Below are 18,252 nucleotides of genomic sequence, written 5' to 3'. Positions count from 1 at the left end.
AGGGGAGCCGATCCCGATAATCTTCCGCCATGGGTCATTTCCGCTCCTTTCTGGACGGCATCGGGTTCTTCTTCCAGGGACTGCGCTGGGTCACGCGAAACCCACGCTGGTGGCTGTTCGGGTTGATCCCGGCGCTGATCGCGTTCGCCCTCTACGCGACCGGCCTCTACTTTCTCGGCACGAACGCGCTGGACCTCGCCGCGTGGGGCACACCGTTCGCCGACGGATGGGGCGAGGCGGCGCGGACCGCACTGCGAGGGCTGGTCGGTCTGGCGATCTTCGTCGCCGGGTTGATCCTGTCGGTGGTGACCTTCACGGCGATCACCCTGATCCTGGGCGACCCCTTCTACGAGAAGCTCTCCGAGAAGGTGGAGGAGACCTACGGGGAGGTGCCGACCGGCCACGACCTTCCGCTGTGGAAGTCGATCCCCCGATCCATCAGGGACAGTGTGATCACCCTCGGATGGCTGTTGCTGTTCACGATCCCGCTCTTCTTCCTCGGGTTCGTGCCGGTGATCGGGCAGACGGTGGTGCCGGTTCTGGGCGCCCTGGTCTCCGGGTTCTTCCTCACGGTCGAGCTGACCACCCTGGCCCTCGAGCGCAGAGGGCTGGTGCGCAAGAGCAGATTCGGCCTGCTCAGGGGGAACAAGGCCCCCGCGCTCGGCTTCGGGGTCCTGCTCTTCCTGCTCTTCCTCATCCCGTTCGTCGCGGTGGTCGCGATGCCCGCCGCGGTGGCCGGTGCGGCCATCATGGTCCGCACCCGTCTGGCACCGGCCGTCCTCCCTGAGGGAAGGACGGCCGGGGACCCACGCGTCGACAGGGGTGTCTGAGGGGGCGGCCGGAAAGAGAGTCACCGGGCCTTCGGCGCGTCCCGTTCAGGTGCCGGAGGAGGCGCCTATGGTTCGTCAAGCGGCAGAAGTCAGATCTTCTTGTGCCGGCTGGGGAGGTAGGAGCGCGTAGATCTCTCGGGCGATGTAGCGCTTCAGGCAGCGGATGATCTCTTTCTTGTCCTTGCCTTCTTTGGTGCGGCGTTGTAGGTGGTCGCGGGTGCGTGGGTCGGTGGCCGTCCGGTTGTGGACGGCCGCGGGCTCTGTCCACAGAACTCCGTTCGGGGCGCGAACGGCGGCACGGTTCCGGCGAGGCTTCCCGGCATGACATCAGACCACCCGGCCTCGTCCGAGTTCTCAGCGTCCTCCTTCCCCCGGTTCCCGACCTCGTCGAACGAGTCCTCGGCCTCGTTCGAAGCGCTCTCTCCCTCGTCTGCGCTCTCGGCCGAGTCCTCCCTGTCCTCCTTTCCCCAGTCCCCACCCTCCCCGCTCGCCTCGGCGCCCCGGCTCCTGCTCGGTTCCACCGAAGACGTGCTGGGGGCCGTTCCCTACCTGCTGGGGTTCCACCCCACCGACAGCCTGGTCGTCATCGGACTCACGGGCAGTCCGCCCAGGATCAGACTGCACCTCACCGTCCGCTGGGATCTGCCCCTGGGCTCCGGCGGTCTCGGCCAGATCGTCCCGCTCCTCGTAAAGGAGGGCGTCGCCCAGGTCATCCTGGTGGGCTACGGTCTTGGCCCGCTGGTGACCCCGGCCGTCGACGAGGCCGCGGCGCTGTTCCGCCGGAGCGATCTCGTCGTCGTCGACGCGCTCCGGGTGGAAGGCGGTCGCTACTGGTCGTACGAGTGCGCGCGGACCGACTGCTGCCCGGCCGACGGCGTGCCGTACGAGCGGCGGGCCGACGCGGTCGCGGCCGAGGCGGTCCTGCACGGGCTGGTCGCCCTGCCGGACAGGCAGACCCTGGAGCGCTCGCTCGATCCGGTCACCGGGCCCGCGCGGCAGGCGATGAGCGAGGCGACGGACCGTCTCACGGCGGAGCTTCGCGACAGGCTCGCCAGATGCCGCGACGCCGACGGGTTCGCGGCGGAGTTCGTCGCGGACGGCATGGCCAGGGTGCGCGAGGCGATCGTCACCTACGCCTCGGGAGGGTGGCTCGGCGAGGAGCAGGCGGCCAGGCTGGGGATCGACCTGGCGGTGATCAGGATCCGTGACGAGGCATGGACGCTGGTCGGTGAGGAGAGTCACGAGGCGCACCTCAGGCTCTGGCACGACCTCACCCGGAGGCTCGAGCCGCGGTTCGTGCCTCCGGCGGCCTCGTTGCTCGGCCTGGTCGCCTGGCAGCGGGGAGACTCCGCGCTGGCGGGCATCGCCCTCACCCGGGCGCACGAGGCCAACCCCGGTTACTCGATGGCCCACCTGCTCGCGCACGCGATCCACCATCTTGTCCCACCGCACGCGCTCAACGGCCGGATGCCCAGCCCCGAGGAGCTCGACCGGGAGATGGGCACTCCCCGGATGGCCTGGCTGCTTCCGATGGCCGCGCTACTGGAGAAACCCGGCGGCCCCGCATCCGAGGGGGCCGCTACGGGGGCGCGTCACTGATGCTTCAGCTCACCGGTCTGGGGGACCCAGGGAACACTCGGCCGTCCCCCCACGAGACGCTGAAGCACACCGACCCCCGCTCCCGCCGCTCCCACGAAAGTGACCAGAAGATGGACGGCGCCGAAGTAGAGGCCGAAGAGGAGACCTCGGCGGGCGAACACCCGCCGGTAGGTGCTGCCGTCGAGGACCACGGCGGCGGCGACGAGGAGCGGCGACACGAGGGCGCCGACGGGACCGACCAGCAGTGGCAGCGAGATCGCCGGTACGGCGGCGACCAGCAGGACACCGCCGAACGCGCGCGGTACGGAGTCACCGGGCGTTTCGCCCCGGGTCCATTCCCGGGCGCTCACCCGTGCGCGCCGGAACACCTTCTTCAGGATCACCCGCAGCGTGGAGTCGTGGTCGGCCCGGCCGCGGACGGCGTCGGTGATGCGCACCCCGTAGTTCTTCCGCATCAGCCGGGAGCGGTAGTCCGCGGACACCGTGTCGCTCAGATGGGGGTTGAAGGGGCCGATCTCCTTGAACACCTCGGTCGGCACGGCGAGCACGGCGGCGTGCAGCTCAAGGGTCGGGCGGTCGGTCGGCATCCACCAGTGATACATCTGCAGCGCGCGATACTGCGCGGCGAGGCTGCTGGCCGCGAGCGGCTCGGGGTGGAGGATGCCGCCCAGGGCACCAAGCCCGGGCTCGGATCCGAGGATGTCCACCGCGTTCTCGACGCTGTCCGGGTCGAGTGCTATGTCGCCGTCCTGGAAGAGCAGGATCTCGCCGTGGGCGTGCTCCGCGCCGAGGTTGCGCGCGGTCGACGCCCCGCTGTTGACCTCGGTGCGCAGCACGGTGACGCCCATCGACCTGGCCACCTCCGCCGCGTCCTCGGTGCCGCAGTCGTCCACCACGATGACCTCGATGGGCGAGTAGGTCTGCTCCTTTATCGCACGTAGGCACAGGCGTAGCACGTGGGATCGGTTGAAGCTGGGGATGATGACCGAGACTAGCGGGCGTTCTCGATTCATGGGTCGCTCCATTGGCTGAAGGCCGCTCTTTCCGAACCGCGGGGTGTTGGCCGATGATCAGGGCGGGCTGCCCCGGTGGGTTCTCGGTCGACCGGCCGTGGCTCGTCGCCAGGCCTCGGACCACCCTGTTTCCGGCTGCTTCCGGCTTGCTTCCGTTCCACGCTAGCCGCGACGGCTTGTCTCATTCTTGTCGTCCGGTTCGCCGCGTCGTACGGTTCTCTTTCCGCGGGGCCTGTGCCGTGGCCCGCGTGGTCCGCGGCGAGGTTGATTCTGCGGGCGCGGACGACAAGGAAGCGACAAGAACCGGTCAGTACGTTGAGGTACCGCTGGAAGTGATCGCGGATCTTCAATGGCTGTCGCCGGCCTGACCTACGTGCCGAGGTGGTGTGCTGATGGGCGACCGGGACATCTTGACCGAGGATCAGCCCACGGAGGTCCCCCCGGAGAAGCCGGTCGGCCGGTGGGCTCGCCTCGGTCGGTTCATCCGGCCGCGGCGACGCTGGTGCCTGGGCACCCGGCTGGTGGTGACCGCCACCACGGGGTGGCTGCTGTTCGTGGTCGTGCATCTGCTGGTGAGCGGCCGCACCTCGCTGTGGGCCCCGCTCGACCTGATGCCGCCGTTCATGTTCGTGGCGGTGCCGGTTCTGGTGCTGGTGGTGGCGCCGCTGGCGCGCCCGATCCGCTGGCGGGTCATCTCGGTGCTGGTGTTCACCCTGGTGCTCGGCGCGGGACGGAGCGGGATCAACGTGGCGACCCTCTGGTACACCCCACCGCCCGCACCGCCCGGGGCGATCACCGTGGTCACCTGGAACACCGAGTTCTGGGACCAGGATTGGCGCACCTCCGACGGAAACCGCTATTCACCCGACTTCTACGACTACCTGCGCGAGATGGACGCGGACGTCTACCTGCTCTCGGAGTATCTGTACGTCGACACCTCGGCGGGGGACATGATGACGTCGAAGTGGACCGCCGACATGGCACTCCGCATCGACAAACTGCCGGAGCTGCGGCGCGAGTTCCCCGGATACCAGGTCGCGACGTCCGGGGAGCTGATCACGCTCTCCCGGCTCCCCATCGTCGGGGAGCGCGGGCTCGACATCACCCGGTGGCTGCCCGACGACCAGAAGGCGGTGCCGGAGGTGATGCGGGACTGGCCGACCTCCTACACGGTCGAGACGCTGCGCACCGACATCCAGGTGAACGGCACGGTCGTCTCCTTCTACAACACGCAGATCAACCAGCCTCCGATTGAGTGGCGGCTGTACGACGGCGAGGCCCGTGACTCCAACCAGTACGCCCACAGCCGGCGGGAGGCGAGCTATCGGGCGCTTCGCACGGACATCGAGGCCAACGACCATCCGGTGATGCTCGGCGGCGATCTGAACACCACCCCGGCGATGGGGATGCTCCGGCTGCTGCCGGAGAAGCTGGTCGATCACACCCGGGCGCTGCCGTCCCTCTACCCGGTCACCTACCTCGCGGGAGTCGGCGAACTCTGGCGGATCGACTGGGTGCTCACCACGCCGGACCTCCTCGTGCACCGCTACGAGATGCCCGGATCGGCCGGACTGTCCGACCACCGCCCTCAACAAACGGTTCTATCGGTTGGCCACTGAGCCGCAGAAGGAGTTCAGATGACGGAACCGGCGACGGCGCGGCCCGAGGACGTCGCGGTCATCGTGCCGAACTACAACAAGAAGAAGACCCTCCGAGCCTGCCTGGAGGCGGTCTACGCGCAGACCCACCCCCCGGCCGAGGTGATCGTGGTCGACGATCGCAGCACGGACGGCTCGTTGGAGATCGCGCGGGAGTTCCCGTGCACGATCATCGAACTGCCGAGCAACCGGGGGCCTTCGGCGGCGCGTAACGCCGGGGTGGACGCCAGCGGCTCGCCCCTGCTCTTCTTCGTGGACTCCGACACGGCGCTGGCTCCGGACGCCGTACAGAACGCGGTGCGCGCCTATCGGGACACGCCCGACTGCGGCATGGTCCAGGGGATCTACGACAAGGAGCCGCTCTTCGACGACGGCCCGGTGGAGCGCTACCGCGTCTTCTCCGAGCACTTCGACCGCCAGCGGGCGGTGTCCACGTTCCTGTCCAACTCGCTGATCCCGCGCACGGTCTTCCGCGAGGCGGGCGGGCTGGACGAGCGGTTGCGCGACGGTGAGGACTTCGAGTTCGGCAACCGGGTGCCGTCCAAGTACCGGCTGGTGGTGACCGCGACCGTGGTCACCAGGGCGGACGATGTCGACCGGTTCTGGGAGTGCATGTGGGAGCGGTTCGTCAGAGCCAGCACCCTGCCGGTGATCATGTTGAGGGCGCGGCGGCTGTACGACGACGACACGATCGGATTCCGGCTGGACATGATCGGGCCGGAACCGCGCACCCGCCGCCTGCCGCCACGGATCTCCTCCGTCTCGGCGGCGCTGAGCCTGTTCACGCTGCCGTTCGTCTTCCTCGCGCCGTGGCTGCTCCTGGTGCTCGCGCTGCTGCTGGCGGCGTTCGTGACGGTGAACCGTGACTTCCTTCGATACTCCTACCGCTACCGCGGCGCGGGCTTCGCGTTGCTCATGGCCTCGATGCAGTTCTGTTATCACACGGCGTTCTTCCTCGGAGCCGGCGCGGGGCTGCCACGGCTCGTCTTCGAGCTGCTCCGCCGCCAGGGGCACCCGGCCAAGACCGGCCTGACCACGGTCTCCTCGGCCGGTGCGCCCGAGTGAGCGTGATCCGGTCGTGGCGCCCGTCGTGGCGTCCGCCTCGCGCACTCGTGCGCGCCCTGATGGCGGCGTTCGCCCTGGTCCTGGTGGGCGCGGTGGCGACGGCACTGGCCGGGCAGGACTGGAGCGTGGTCTCGGTCATGCTCGCCGGGAGCGACGGCGGGCGGATCGGCCTCCTGCTCGCCGGTGCGTTGCTGATCAGCATGGTCGGGCTGGGATTCGGCTATCTGGCGTGGCGGGCGGTGCTGTTCGAGCTCGGCCCGCCGGTGAGCGAACCACGGGTGGCGCGCGTCTTCTTCGTGACGTTCCTCAGCAAGTACGTGCCGGGGAAGGTGCCGGGCCTGATCGCCGCGACCAAGGTGGCCACGGCCAACGGCGTCGGTTTCGGGCGGTTGATGAGCACGGCGGCGCTGAGCATGAGCCTCGTCCTGCTGACCGGGCTCACGATCGGGCTGCTCGCGGGCGTGCACATGCTCGGCACCCAGGTGGTATGGCTGGTGGCGGCGGCGACGGTGCTGGTCGTGGTCGTGCTGGTACGACCGCAACTGGTCAACCACGGCGCGCACCTGCTGCTGCGGTTGCTGCGCCGGCCGGACCCGACCAGGTCGGCGTCGGCACGTGGGATACGGCTGGCCGTCGTCTCGCAGGCGGTGTCGTGGACGGTCACCGGCCTGCACCTGTGGCTGCTCGCGGTCGCGATGGGGGCCGACCCCGTGCGGTCCCTGGGACTGTGCGTGGGCGCGTTCACCCTGGCCACGACGGTCGGAATGCTGACGGTCGTGCTGCCCGACGGGATCGGTGTCCGCGAGGCGGTGCTGACCGCCGCCCTGACGGTGGTGCTGCCCGCGCCGGCCGCCGCGGTGGTGGCGGTGGCGAGCCGGCTGGTCTCCACGGTCGGCGAGGTGGCCTTGGGAGCGGCGGCGCTGGCGGTGGCCGAGGTCGCCATCAGGCGCGCTCCGGCCGCTCCGGCCGCTTCGGCGGAACCGGAACCGGAGCGGGTGACAGAGCCGGCGACAGAGTCGGCGACGGAGCCGGCGACGGAGGCCGAAGCGGCAGCGGCACCGGCGGGAGACAAGTAGCCATGTCAAGCATCGGAAGACACGAATGCGCGCGAGCGTCCGCCGGGCGGGTCCCCTCCCGGCCGACGGACGCCCGCCGACCCGAAGGGGGCATCGACCATGGATGAGCAGCGACCGCTGGTCTCGGTCATCGTGCCGAACTACAACTACGCCCGCACACTGGACCTGTGCCTGAGCGCGCTGGAGCGGCAGGACTATCCGCACATCGAAGTGATCGTCGTCGACGACCGCAGCACCGACGACTCGGTGGAGACGGCCCGCCGGCACGGGGTGCGGGTGGTGGTCACCGACACCAACATCGGGGCGCCGGCGGCGCGCAACCTCGGCGTCCTGCACGCACGCGGGGAGGTGCTGTTCTTCCTCGACTCGGATGTGGCGCTCACCCCGGACACGGTCGGGAACGCGGTGGCGCTGCTCACCTCCGATCCCACGCTGGGGGTGGTGTGCGGCACGTACGAGCCCGAGCCGTTGATCCCCGACAGCCGCGTGGAGCGGTACCGCAGCCTTCAACTGCACTACTGGATCTCCGGTGACGCGGGCGACATCACCACGATCTATTCGGCGATCTTCGCGATGTGGGCGAGGGTCTTCCACGAGGTGGGTCCGCTCAACCCGGCGTTGCGCCACAGTGAGAACGCCGACTACGGCCACCGGATCACCCAGCGCTACCGCATCGTGCTGGACACCACGATCAGGGGCGCGCACGACCACGACGACCGGCTGAGCGTGGTGCTGTCGAAGTTCTTCCACCGCGCGCGTCTGCACATCCCGCTGTACCTGCGCCGGCCGGACTTCAACGGCGGCCCGACCAACAGCAGCCGCGGCTGGGGTTCGCTCGCCGCCCTGTTCGCGGTGGTCACCGTGGTGCTGCCGGTGCTGTTCGGCCCGCTCTGGGCGCTCGTGCCGATCGTGCTGCTGATCGGCTCCATCGCGTCCGACCTGGGGATGTACCGTTTCGTCTGGCGCTACGCCGGTGCGGCGTTCACCGTTTACTTCACCGCGATCCACTTCCTGGTGAACGTCACCGTCGCGGTGGCGGTGTTCGTCGGCGTCGCGCAGTGCCTGCTGTCCAGCCGGTTCCGGCGCACCTACGACATGCCGAACCCGTCCGCGCCGGCGATGGGGGCGTGAGCGATGACCCGCCCGCTGGTATCGGTGGTGGTGCCCAACTACAACTACGCGGCCTCACTGGAGCTCTGCCTGCGCGCCATGAGGGAGCAGACCTACCGGCCCATCGAGCTGATCATGGTGGACGACGGCAGCACCGACGACTCCGTCGCGGTCGCGGAACGGCTCGGTGTCCGAGTCGTCCACACCGGGCGCAACATGGGGGTGGCCGGCGCGCGTAACCTCGGCGCCGCCCACACCCGTGGCGAGATCCTGGTGTTCGTCGACTCCGACGTGGCCGCCTATCCCGATGCCGTCGAGGTGGCGGTGGGCATGCTCGCGGAGAATCCGCGGCTCGGGGCGGTGTGCAGCATCCACGACCCGGAGCCGCTGATCCGCGACAGCCTCGTCGAGGAGTATCGGGCGCTGCAGTACTACTACTGGACGGCGAGTTCCGAGGGGCCCATCTCGTTTCTCTTCCCGGCGCTGGTCGCGATGCGCCGCAGTGTGTTCGACGAGGTCGGGCCGTTCAACACCCGGTTGCGCGAGACCGAGGAGGTCGATTACGGCCACCGTCTCACCCAGCGGTACGACATGGTGCTCACCACGGCGATGCGGTCCCGGCACGACCACGACGACCGGCTGTTCACGTTGCTGCGCAAGCTGTTCCGGCGGGGGCGCGCCCGGGTGCCGCTGTACGCGCGGCGCAAGCGCTTCGCCCGCGGGTTCGAGACCTCGAACCGGGCCGGTGGAAGTCTCGCCGCCCTGGCGGCGGTGGTCACACTGCCGGCGGTGGCGCTCGGTCCGGCCGGTGCCGTGTTGCCGGTCCTCGCCCTCGCCGTGTCGATCCTGGCGGACCTCGGCATGTACCGGTTCGTGCTGCGGCGGCGCGGCCCGCTGTTCCTGCTCTACTACGGTACGGTGCATTTCGTGGTGAACGTGACCATCGCCGCCGGGGTGGTGGCCGGAGTCGCGCAGTGGTTCTGCTCTGCCAGGTTCCGCCGGCTCTACGATTCCGAGCTGCTCGTGCGGCCATCGGCGACCGGGGAGGCGACGACATGACGGCTCGCCCGTTCCCGCCCATGACGTTCATGACATCCGCGACGTCCTCGCCGTTCATGGTGTCCGCGCCGCTCGCGACGTCCATGACGTCCGCGACGCTCACGACGCCCGTGGTGCTCGCGACGCCCGCGATGTCCGCGGCACCCATGACGACCGCGACGACCGCGCCACGCGCACGTTCCGGACCCGGTCACCGTCGATGACCGATACGCGGGTCGTGACAGCGACCGCCGGGTCCCGGCCCGCGTGGCGGTCGCGCTGGAGGACCTGGCCGCTGCTGTCCGCGCCGGTCGCCTGGCTGGTGTTCGTGGTGCTCCATCGTGTGCTGTCCGGCCGGGTGTGGTGGTGGCAGGTTCCCGAGCTCGTGCCGCCGCTCGCCTTCGCGGTCGTCCCGATCCTGCTGCTCGCGGTGGCCCTGCCGGCGCGCCGGGCACGGGGGTGGATCGCGGCGGTGACGCTCGCCTCCCTGGTGCTCGGCGGAGGCGGGAGCGGGCTCAACCTCGCGGCCCTGTGGCACCGGCCCCCACCCGCGCCGCCGGACGCGATCACGGTGTTCTCCTGGAACACGTTCTATTGGGACCAGCGGCCGGAGAACGGGGCGGCGATGCCGCCGCCCACCGGCACTCCGCCACGTGACATCGCCGACTTCTACCGGTATCTGCACGACCAGAAGGCGGACGTGTATCTCCTACAGGAGTACGTCTACTTCGGCCAGGACTCGAAGGCGATTCGGGTGGACGACCTGGACAGGCTGCGCCGGGAGTTCCCCGGCTATCACATCGCCGCGGCGAGCGAACTGGTCACGGTCTCCCGGTTCCCGATCGTCCTGCGGTCGGGGATCGACCTGCGCCCGTGGCTGTCGGAGGAACGCGACAAGGCCATACCTCCCGACCCGGGTCTGCCGGATTTCTCCACGGTGAAGACGCTGCGCACGGACGTACGCGTCGGCGGGGACGGCGGAAAGACCGTCTCGCTCTACAACACGCACATCAACTCGCCCGTTCACGCGTTCCCCCGGGGCCCGGATCCCCGCCGCCTCAACCGGACCCAGCACGAGCGGCGGCAGGCCAACCTCCGCGCGCTCGCGGCCGACGTCGAGCGGAATCCGCACCCGATCCTGCTGGCCGGGGACTTCAACGCCTCACCGGCGATGGGCATCCTGCGCCTGCTGCCGGACCGGCTCGTCGACGCCACCCCGGTGCTCGGATCGCTCTACCCCACCTCCTGGGACGACCGCCGGCCGCTGTGGCGGATCGACTGGGCGTTCACCACACCGGACGTCACCGTGCACCGGTACGAGCTGATGCGGTCGAACGGTCTTTCCGACCACAGCGGGCAGCGCCTGGTCGTCTCGACGAGCGGTTGACCCGGGAGGAATCGCCAGGAAACGGGGATGCTCCGAAGGACCGGGGAAGAACGGTCAGGGCCTTCGGGACAGCACCCGGTCGGGCAGGTGGGCCGTGGGACGGGTCCAGCTCAGCGATTCGGCGCGCGGTGGCTTCCCGAGGGGCGCCCAGCCGAAACCGCCGTGGTCGGCACCGGCCAGGACCACCTCCCCGGCCGCCCAGACCGGCTGATCGTGATCGCCTCGCAGGATCTCCTGGTGCAACGCGCGCAGCTCAGGCCCCGGCTCGATGCCCAGATGGTCGGCCAGATACCCGCGCAGGAGCGCGTACTGGGCCACCGCCTCCGCGGTGCGTCCCAGGGCGCACAGTGCGCGCATCAGCATGCTCGCGAGCGGTTCCACGAGCGGGTAGCGGGGAACGAGGGGGGTGAGCTCGGTCACGACCGTGTCAGGCCGTCCCAGCCGCAGGTGCGCCTGCGCCCAGGTGACGACGGCGCCGACGAACTGCTGCTCGATGCTGTAGCGCATCCGGGAGGCCCAGTCTCCCGAGATGCCGGTCAGCGGCGAGCCGCGCCACAGCTCCATCGCCTCGGCGAGCAGTGCGACCCGGACGGAGTCGTCGTGCGCATGGGTCTGCGCCTGCTTCGCGAGCCGGTGGAACCGGTGGGCGTCCACCCGCTCCGGGTCGGCCTCCAGCACGTAGCCGCCGCCGCGGCGCTCGATGGAGACCGCGGATCCCGTCAGTGCCTGCCGCAGGCGTGCGATGTGGGCGTACAGCGAATCCGTCGCCCGGTCCGGCGGGAGATTCCAGACCCGGTCGATCAACGTCGGAAGTGACACGGGATGATTGACGTCGACCGCGAGGGCGGCCAGCACTGCACGTCGTTGCGGTGGTCCCAGGGGAACACGCCGGCCGTCGACGGTCACCTCGACCGGACCCAGTATGCGGACTTCCATTCTTTCCTTCCGTGTCGCTTTCACCGCGCCGCTTTCACGACGCCGCTTTCGCAACGTCGTTCTCACAACGGGACGAGATGGTGGGCGAGCAGGAGCGTCACACCCAGGGTGGCGGCCCACAGCACCGAGTTGGCGACCATGACCCGGTCCCGAAGCAGGATCCGGACCGGGTCGCCACCGTCGTCGTCTATCAGCTGGATCTGCAGGTAGCGGAAGAGGGCGAAGAGCGCGAAGGGGGTGGACAGCAGCATCGCCGTCTGGCCGTACTGCGGGCCGAACGGGCCTTCGTCGCGCAGGTAGATGAGGCCGGACAGCAGGGCGAGCACCGAGGCGATCTGCAACAGCCAGTTGGTCAGCTCCATCGAGTAGCCGCGGAGTGCCGGGCGGTGCGCGGCGCCGCTCTTCAGTTCCTGACGCCGCTTGCCGATGAGGAGCAGCAGGGAGATCGAGAACACCGTGACCAGTAACCAGGCGGCGGCTCGCCCTCCGGTCACCTCGTATCCCTGGATGACCCGGAGGACGAAACAGACGGCTATCGTGCCCACGTCGACCAGCGGTACGTGTTTGAGAAAGCCGCTGTACGCGATGTTGATCACGAGGTAGGCGAGGATCGGCCAGTAAGGGCCCGGGGTGAGCCCGACGATGGCGCCGAGCAGCCCGAGCAGGATGGCGCAGTAGACGTACGCGAGCCTGATCCCCACGCGGCCGGCCGCGACCGGACGGTGACGCTTGACGGGGTGGTGCGCGTCACGGTGCCGGTCGGCGATGTCGTTGCCGACGTAGACGGCGGCGGAGGCGAGGATGAACGCGACCGTGGCCAGGACGATCTCACCCAACGCGGTGAGGCTCCACAGGGAGGTGTCGACGAGCGCGATCGGCACGAGGAGGATCGCCTTGGCCGCGTGCGACGGCCGTATCAGCCTGAAGAGGTCCGTGACCAGGTGTGGACGGGCCTTCGCTGCCTCTTCCGGTACCACCTCCCGGGGCTGTGGGAGCTCTGGGATGTCTGCCGATTCGACGACGTACATGCTTTCCCCGTCACTTCAGAAGAACACTTTCGCCAGGGACAGCGCGCCCTGCCGCCACGCGTCGCGGCTGGTCTGGCCGGCGCCCCGAGGCGAGCCGGCGCCGCGATTCTCCCGCCACCAGGCGTATGTGCGGAGAATCGCGTCCCGGTTGGACAGCCGGGGGCGGAAACCGAGCCGCTCCCCGGCCTTGTCGATGCTGACGTAGGAGTCGGCGAGCAGTTTGTGCACCAGCCGTCCGTACACCGGCGACAGCCGGGTCCTTTCCAGTAGCCGGAGCCCGGTCAGGGCCGGCCGGACGGGCAGCGACACGACGCGTTTTCCGTGACCGGCCGTGTCGAGTACCGCCTGGAAGTCCTCTCGCAGCGTGCCGAACTCCGCCGCCGCGAGATTGTAGGTGTCGTTCGCGATGTCGGCCGGCACCGTCAGGACGTCGGCCACGGCATCCACCAGGTCCTCTATGGCGAGCATCTGGATGCGTACGTCCCCGCGGCCGAGGACCGGGAAGTTCCGGCCCTCCTCGGCCCATTCGAAGAGCATCGCGAACAGGCCCATCCGGCCGGGACCGAGGAAGGTCTTGGGGCGCAGGATCGGCACGCACATTCCGCCGGCCCGGTACTTGTCGGCGAGTTCCTCCGCCTCGGTCTTGGCCCTGGTGTAGGGGTCGACGGGCTCGCGTGGATGCTCCTCGGGGGTGGGCACCAGTTTCGGGAGCCCGTACACGGCGGTGGAGGAGATGTGGACCGTTCTTTCCACCCCGGCCCGGCGCGCGGCCTCCAGCACGCTGTGGGTGCCGCCGACGATCAGGCTGTGGATCTGCTCCGCCGGATAGCTCGGCAGCGCGCCGGCGCAGTGCACGACCGCGTCCGCTCCGGCCATCGCCTCGGTCATCAGCGAGACGTCCCGTACGTCGCCGACCCGGTGGCCGTATCCGGGGTCCGGTTCCGAGGGCGGGCGCAGGTCCACGCCGATCACCTCGTGGCCCGCGAGTACGAGCCGCCGGACCAGGTTGCCGCCGAGCATTCCGGCGCTGCCGGTCACTACGACCCGATAGGCCACCGTGACCCCACCTTCTCTCGCACGAACCTGGCGAGCAGTCGAGGCAGGCCCTTGGCCAGGGTCTTGTCGAGGCTCTCCAGGAAGTACTCGAGGTCGTCGGGCTCGATGGCGAGGGTCGGCGCGACGACGAGCGGGTTCTCGACGTTCGGGCTGTAGTACGACACGATGTCGTGCTCGCGGTAGAGTTCCGCGATCACCGAGAGGGTGATCAGCTTGGTGCGGAAATTCGGATCGCCGGAGAAGCCCGGTGCCAGCTTGCCGGCGAGGTCGAGCACCTTGGGGCCGCCGGTCAGGAACACCCCCCACAGCGCCCCGGTACCGGTCACCTGGCCGACCACCTCCGGATAGCGCTTCTGGATGTTCTCCAGTCCGGGGCCCAGGACGCGCTCGATCTGCCTGGCCCGCGCGGGATAGTCCTCCTCGACGATCACGTTGATCGCCTCGATCGCGGTGGCGGTCTCCTCGCCGAACCCGTAGTAGGTGGTGCTGTGCAGGATGACGTCGGAGAGCCGGTCGTAGGCCTTGCGGAAGATGGGCTCTCGGGCGGTGTACCCGGCGATCGACGCCTTCCCGCCGCCGAGCGATTTCGAGTAGGCGAGGATGTCCGGCAGCAGGCCCGGATATCGCATGAAGTAGAAGAGGCTGCCGGTCTTACCCCATCCGGTGTACACCTCGTCGAAGATGAGGATGATGTCGTGCTCGTCGCAGAGCCGTCGCAGCCCGTGCAGGTCGGCCTCCGACCAGGAACGCATGCTCGAAGCGCTGAAGGGCTCGACCATGATCGCGTAGACGTCGCACTTCCCGTCGGGGGTGCGCGCGGCGTCGACCGCCGCCCGTACGGACGCGAGGTCGCCGTAGGGGTGGATGACGATGCCGGGAAGCCCGGGGAACCGGAACGAGTTCTCCGAGGATCCGGTCAGACTCCCCGCGCCGAGGGTCTTGCCGTGGAAGCTGATGTCGGACCGCAGGATGGTGTTACGCCGCCCGCCGTGATACTTGTACGCCATCTTGATGGCGCCCTCGTTCGCCTCGGCGCCCGAGTTCGGAAAGTAGGAGATGTTCAGGTCGCCCGGCAGCAGCGTGGCCACGTTGTGGCTCAGGGCGGCCACGTAGGGCGAGAAGAACGCCTTGTGGACCTCCATGCGCCCCCGCTCGGCGAACCGGCGGCGGGCGGCCAGGATGCGCGGGTGGTTGTGGCCGTGGTTGAGTACGCCGACCCCTCCGGTGACGTCGAGGATCCGGCGGCCGTCACGGGTCCAGATCCAGGCGCCCTCGGCGCGTTCGGCGAGTTCGCGACCGAAACCGAAGGAGGTCATGAGGTTGACCTGGCTGCGGCTGACGTACTTCCCGTAGAGGTTCTGGACCTGCTTCACGGTAAGGTTTTCACACTCATCGATGCCGATTAACTCCGACACGTCCGCCCTTTCCTGGCGTTTTTTTGAAACTTTCAGCTTCTGGCGTCACGGATGAGTACGGTTCGAGGATGGCGATCGCCGGGAGGCGCGTGTCCGTCGGGTGCCCGCGGTGGTGCCACCGCTGTCATCGATCAACCCCCGGAGCTTCCTGTGCAAGATGCCGGCCTTCTCTCTAGAGATGTGAGAAGACGAGAGAGATGTCGCTAATAGTGATGAATGTTGCTATACCTCGCACCACACAAGTTTGTGTAGGTCGACGCTTCGCTCGATGAGGCATGGGGGCGAAAAAGCGGTGCGGCATGTGATCCCGGGGATTCGTCTTTCGAATCCCCGGGATCATTACGTAGATGTGGCGATGATTTCGGACACGCCGAATCCGATATTTACGGTGAGAGGAATTGAGAATGATTTAACGCGCGGTGAATCCGCGCCCCCGTGGACGCATGGAGAACGGTTTCCGGCGCGTCAGATTATGTGATTACGGCGGCTGGAGACGAGGATTGTTTCCGCCGCGTCAGATCCCTCGCCGGTTTCGATCGCTCATTTCCCATCGCCACGGCGGCCGGTGCGAAGCGGCGCCGTGGACGGTCGGCAGACCGGTGACGTCCCCCGCCGCGCCGGGCGCCTGTCGCGCGGTGGAGATCAGGTCGGCCATCTTGGCGTTGAGCCATCGGGGATCGATGGTGCAGTCGTCGGGCGACATGCTGAAGCGGCCGAGTGCCAGGTGACCGAACTTGGCGTCTCTCCCGGCCCGTCGGTGGCGCACGTCACCGAGGGTGCAGGCGATGACGAGGGAGCTGTGAAGCGCCCGCCTCACGGCCTGCACCTGCTCCTCCTCGGTCTCCTCCTGCCGGGTGCGCTCGCGGGCGAACAGGCAGAGCAGGTCGTGCATGCGATACCGGCCGGCGTCGCGCACCTCGAGGAGCTGGGCGTCCGCGAGATGATCCAGGAGATCCGCGGTCTGTTCCTCCGAGCGATCGGCCAGCGCCGCGGCGACCGCGACGCTGATGTCGGATCCGCCGAGCAGGCCCAGCAGCCGGAACAGGCGGGAGTGCTCGGCCTCCAGGGCGCGGTAACTCACCATGAAACAGGCCCGGACCGCCCGGTCGTCGGCCTGCAGTTCGGAGAGGCGATGATCCTCGACCGCGAGGCGGTCGGCGAGCCCTCGCAGCGACAGGTCCGGCCGCGCCACCAGCCGGGCGGCGGCGATCCTGATCGCCAACGGCAGGCCGCCGCAGAGCCGCACGATCACGCGCGCCGCCCGTGGGTCGGCCGCGACACGCTCGCCGCCGATCAGGCGGCTCAGCAGGGTGGTCATCTCGTCCTTGGCCATGACGCCGAGGCGGAGATGCGCGACGGTGTCCAGAGAGGTCAGCATCCTCCGAGCGGTGATCAGCACGCGGCAGGTGGGGCTGGCGGGCAGCAACGGCCGTACCTGCTCCGCGTCGCGAGCGTTGTCGAACAGGAACAGCAGGTGTCTGCCGTCGGTCAGCGAGCGGAATCGGGCGGAGGCCTCGTCCACGTCGGTCGGGACGGCCACGTCGTCGCCACCGAGGGAGCGCAGGAGACGGGCGAGGACCTCGGCCGGATGCAGTGGTTTGACGTCGGGGGTGGAACCGTGCAGGTTCACGTAGAGCTGCCCGTCGGGGAACCGCTCCGCGATCTGGTGGGCGACGTGTACGGCGAACGCCGACTTGCCGATCCCCGCCGCTCCGGCGACCGCGGAGACGACGATACGGCCAGGGGCCGCCGAGGTGAGCGCCGTCCGTAACCAGGAGACCTCGGAGGCACGCCCGGTGAAGGCGGCCGAGGCGATCGGGAGCTCCGCCGGGGCGAAAACCCGGCGGACGGCGACCGACGGTGACGGCGCCGCCAGTGCGGAGTCGTCGGCGAGGATCTGCCGATGCATACGGACCAGTTCGGGGCCGGGATCGACACCCAGTTCCGCGGCGAGCATCTCCCGCGCGTGCTGGTACACCACGAGCGCGTCGGCTCGGCGGCCGGAACGGTACAGGGCGAGCATGAGCTGCGCGCGGAGTCGTTCGTTCAGCGGATCCCTGCGAGTCAGCGCCTCCAGATCGGGAAGCACCTCGCCATGCTGGCCCAGCGCGAGGCGGGCCTCCAGCGAGGCGTCCACGACGATCGTTCTCAGCCGTTCCAGCCGTGCCGCCTCGCCTCGCAACGGTTCGGGCAGGGAAAGCCCTTCCAGAACCGCCTCGGCGCGCCACAGACCCAAGGCCCGGGTGTACCGTTCGAGCGCGACGTCATTTCGCCCTTTGGATAACATCAGACGCCCTTGGGCGGCGAGTTCCTCGAACAATCTCACGTCTATTTCATCGGGGGCGACCCGGAGCACGTACCCGTTGGAGCCCGCCTCGATCCGGGAAGGCGAACCAAGCACCCGGCGCAGCGCGGAGATATAGGTGTAGAGGTTCGACTCGGCGTTGGCGGGAGCCTGTTCCCCCCACAACCAGTCGAGCATTCGATGGGTGGGGATCGCCTTGCCGGCATTGAGGAGCAAGGCGGCGAGCAACACCCGCTGTTTGCGTCTCCCGAGGGTGATCGGTTGCCCGTTGGCCGCCCGCACTTCGATCGGCCCGAGAATCTTGAAATCCATCGGCATCACTCTTCAGCGGATACCATGCGCCAACATGAACCGTACAAATGCGTATAAATCCGTTTTTACATAGCGATTCATGATCGTGCGCTCTAACCTTCGGAGGGTACTCACCTGAAGGGAAGAAAAAGATTACGCGGCAGGCGCGCCCGAACGCTCACGCTCCGGTGCGACGCTCCTCGCCGTGTGTGTGATCATCCCTGACCGGCCGCCCTGACCAGGGCGTCGCGCATCGTCAGAGGGTGCGCCACGGGGCGGGTCCCGGACGCGCCGACCGGTGCCGGCGGCGCCGTCGGCGGACCCGGGTCGGCCGCTCGATGGGGGCGTTCCTCGCGAGCGCCGGGAGCCCTTCGGCTCGGCGGGCGGCAGCCCGTGCGCCCGAGGGCGTTTCCTCGCGAGTGCCGGCGGCCCCGGGCCGGCCGGT

14 protein-coding genes are annotated in these 18,252 nt (G+C 69.0%); 8 read left to right on the top strand and 6 right to left on the bottom strand.

From position 1 onward, the window contains the following. Positions 1-29: 29 nt before the first annotated feature. Both AB0B96_RS33535 and AB0B96_RS33530 read left to right on the top strand, forming a co-directional pair. Positions 30-830, top strand: a complete 801-nt coding sequence (locus AB0B96_RS33535) for an EI24 domain-containing protein (RefSeq protein WP_362905274.1) — start codon at positions 30-32, stop codon at positions 828-830. A 321-nt stretch (positions 831-1,151) separates the two neighbouring features. Next, a complete protein-coding gene (locus AB0B96_RS33530; RefSeq protein WP_362905272.1) occupies positions 1,152-2,429 on the top strand; it encodes a DUF4192 domain-containing protein in 1,278 nt (425 codons plus the stop codon). On the opposite strand, the gene AB0B96_RS33525 is transcribed toward AB0B96_RS33530, so the two are convergent. Next, on the bottom strand, positions 2,423-3,442 hold the full coding sequence (locus AB0B96_RS33525) for a glycosyltransferase (RefSeq protein ID WP_350945881.1): 1,020 nt from the start codon (positions 3,440-3,442) through the stop codon (positions 2,423-2,425). The two genes, AB0B96_RS33530 and AB0B96_RS33525, sit on opposite strands and share 7 nt — an antisense overlap. Positions 3,443-3,834: 392 nt before the next feature. Here AB0B96_RS33525 and AB0B96_RS33520 point away from each other — a divergent pair, with 392 nt between their 5' ends. The 6 genes from AB0B96_RS33520 to AB0B96_RS33495 all read left to right on the top strand — a co-directional run bounded on the left by AB0B96_RS33520 (position 3,835) and on the right by AB0B96_RS33495 (position 10,776). Next, positions 3,835-5,061, top strand: coding sequence for an endonuclease/exonuclease/phosphatase family protein (locus tag AB0B96_RS33520; RefSeq protein ID WP_362905269.1), 1,227 nt, complete (start codon positions 3,835-3,837; stop codon positions 5,059-5,061). A gap of 18 nt (positions 5,062-5,079) precedes the next feature. Continuing rightward, positions 5,080-6,165: a glycosyltransferase family A protein gene (locus tag AB0B96_RS33515; RefSeq protein ID WP_362905267.1), complete on the top strand. Its 1,086-nt coding sequence runs from the start codon at positions 5,080-5,082 to the stop codon at positions 6,163-6,165. A gap of 47 nt (positions 6,166-6,212) precedes the next feature. Then, positions 6,213-7,241 (top strand): lysylphosphatidylglycerol synthase domain-containing protein, encoded by a 1,029-nt coding sequence (locus AB0B96_RS33510; protein ID WP_362905265.1) that lies wholly within the window; start codon positions 6,213-6,215, stop codon positions 7,239-7,241. Between the two features lie 99 nt (positions 7,242-7,340). Beyond that, on the top strand, positions 7,341-8,372 hold the full coding sequence (locus AB0B96_RS33505; RefSeq protein ID WP_362905263.1) for a glycosyltransferase: 1,032 nt from the start codon (positions 7,341-7,343) through the stop codon (positions 8,370-8,372). Between the two features lie 3 nt (positions 8,373-8,375). Beyond that, complete coding sequence (locus AB0B96_RS33500; RefSeq protein WP_362905261.1) at positions 8,376-9,410, top strand: glycosyltransferase family 2 protein; 1,035 nt, start codon at positions 8,376-8,378, stop codon at positions 9,408-9,410. A gap of 217 nt (positions 9,411-9,627) precedes the next feature. Next, positions 9,628-10,776, top strand: a complete 1,149-nt coding sequence (locus tag AB0B96_RS33495) for an endonuclease/exonuclease/phosphatase family protein (RefSeq protein ID WP_362905259.1) — start codon at positions 9,628-9,630, stop codon at positions 10,774-10,776. Between the two features lie 54 nt (positions 10,777-10,830). On the opposite strand, the gene AB0B96_RS33490 is transcribed toward AB0B96_RS33495, so the two are convergent. From AB0B96_RS33490 to AB0B96_RS33470, 5 genes are all read right to left on the bottom strand, one after another. Next, positions 10,831-11,712 carry a BTAD domain-containing putative transcriptional regulator gene (locus AB0B96_RS33490; RefSeq protein WP_362905257.1) on the bottom strand — a complete coding sequence of 294 codons (882 nt, stop codon included), beginning with the start codon at positions 11,710-11,712 and terminating at the stop codon, positions 10,831-10,833. Positions 11,713-11,774: 62 nt separating this feature from the next. Further along, positions 11,775-12,740, bottom strand: a complete 966-nt coding sequence (locus AB0B96_RS33485; protein ID WP_362905255.1) for a UbiA prenyltransferase family protein — start codon at positions 12,738-12,740, stop codon at positions 11,775-11,777. A 15-nt stretch (positions 12,741-12,755) separates the two neighbouring features. Beyond that, positions 12,756-13,796 carry an NAD-dependent epimerase/dehydratase family protein gene (locus AB0B96_RS33480; protein WP_362905253.1) on the bottom strand — a complete coding sequence of 347 codons (1,041 nt, stop codon included), beginning with the start codon at positions 13,794-13,796 and terminating at the stop codon, positions 12,756-12,758. Beyond that, on the bottom strand, positions 13,778-15,169 hold the full coding sequence (locus AB0B96_RS33475) for an aspartate aminotransferase family protein (RefSeq protein WP_350945891.1): 1,392 nt from the start codon (positions 15,167-15,169) through the stop codon (positions 13,778-13,780). Before AB0B96_RS33475 ends, AB0B96_RS33480 begins: the two co-directional genes overlap by 19 nt. Positions 15,170-15,725: 556 nt before the next feature. Next, entirely contained in the window at positions 15,726-17,828 is a 2,103-nt protein-coding gene (locus AB0B96_RS33470; RefSeq protein WP_362905250.1) for a BTAD domain-containing putative transcriptional regulator, read from the bottom strand. Between the last annotated feature and the right edge of the window lie 424 nt (positions 17,829-18,252).

The organism is Streptosporangium sp. NPDC049046, from assembly GCF_040649155.1.
GTDB lineage: Bacteria > Actinomycetota > Actinomycetes > Streptosporangiales > Streptosporangiaceae > Streptosporangium.
Note: the sequence above shows the minus strand (reverse complement) of the source record. Positions and strands in the feature narration are given on the sequence as shown.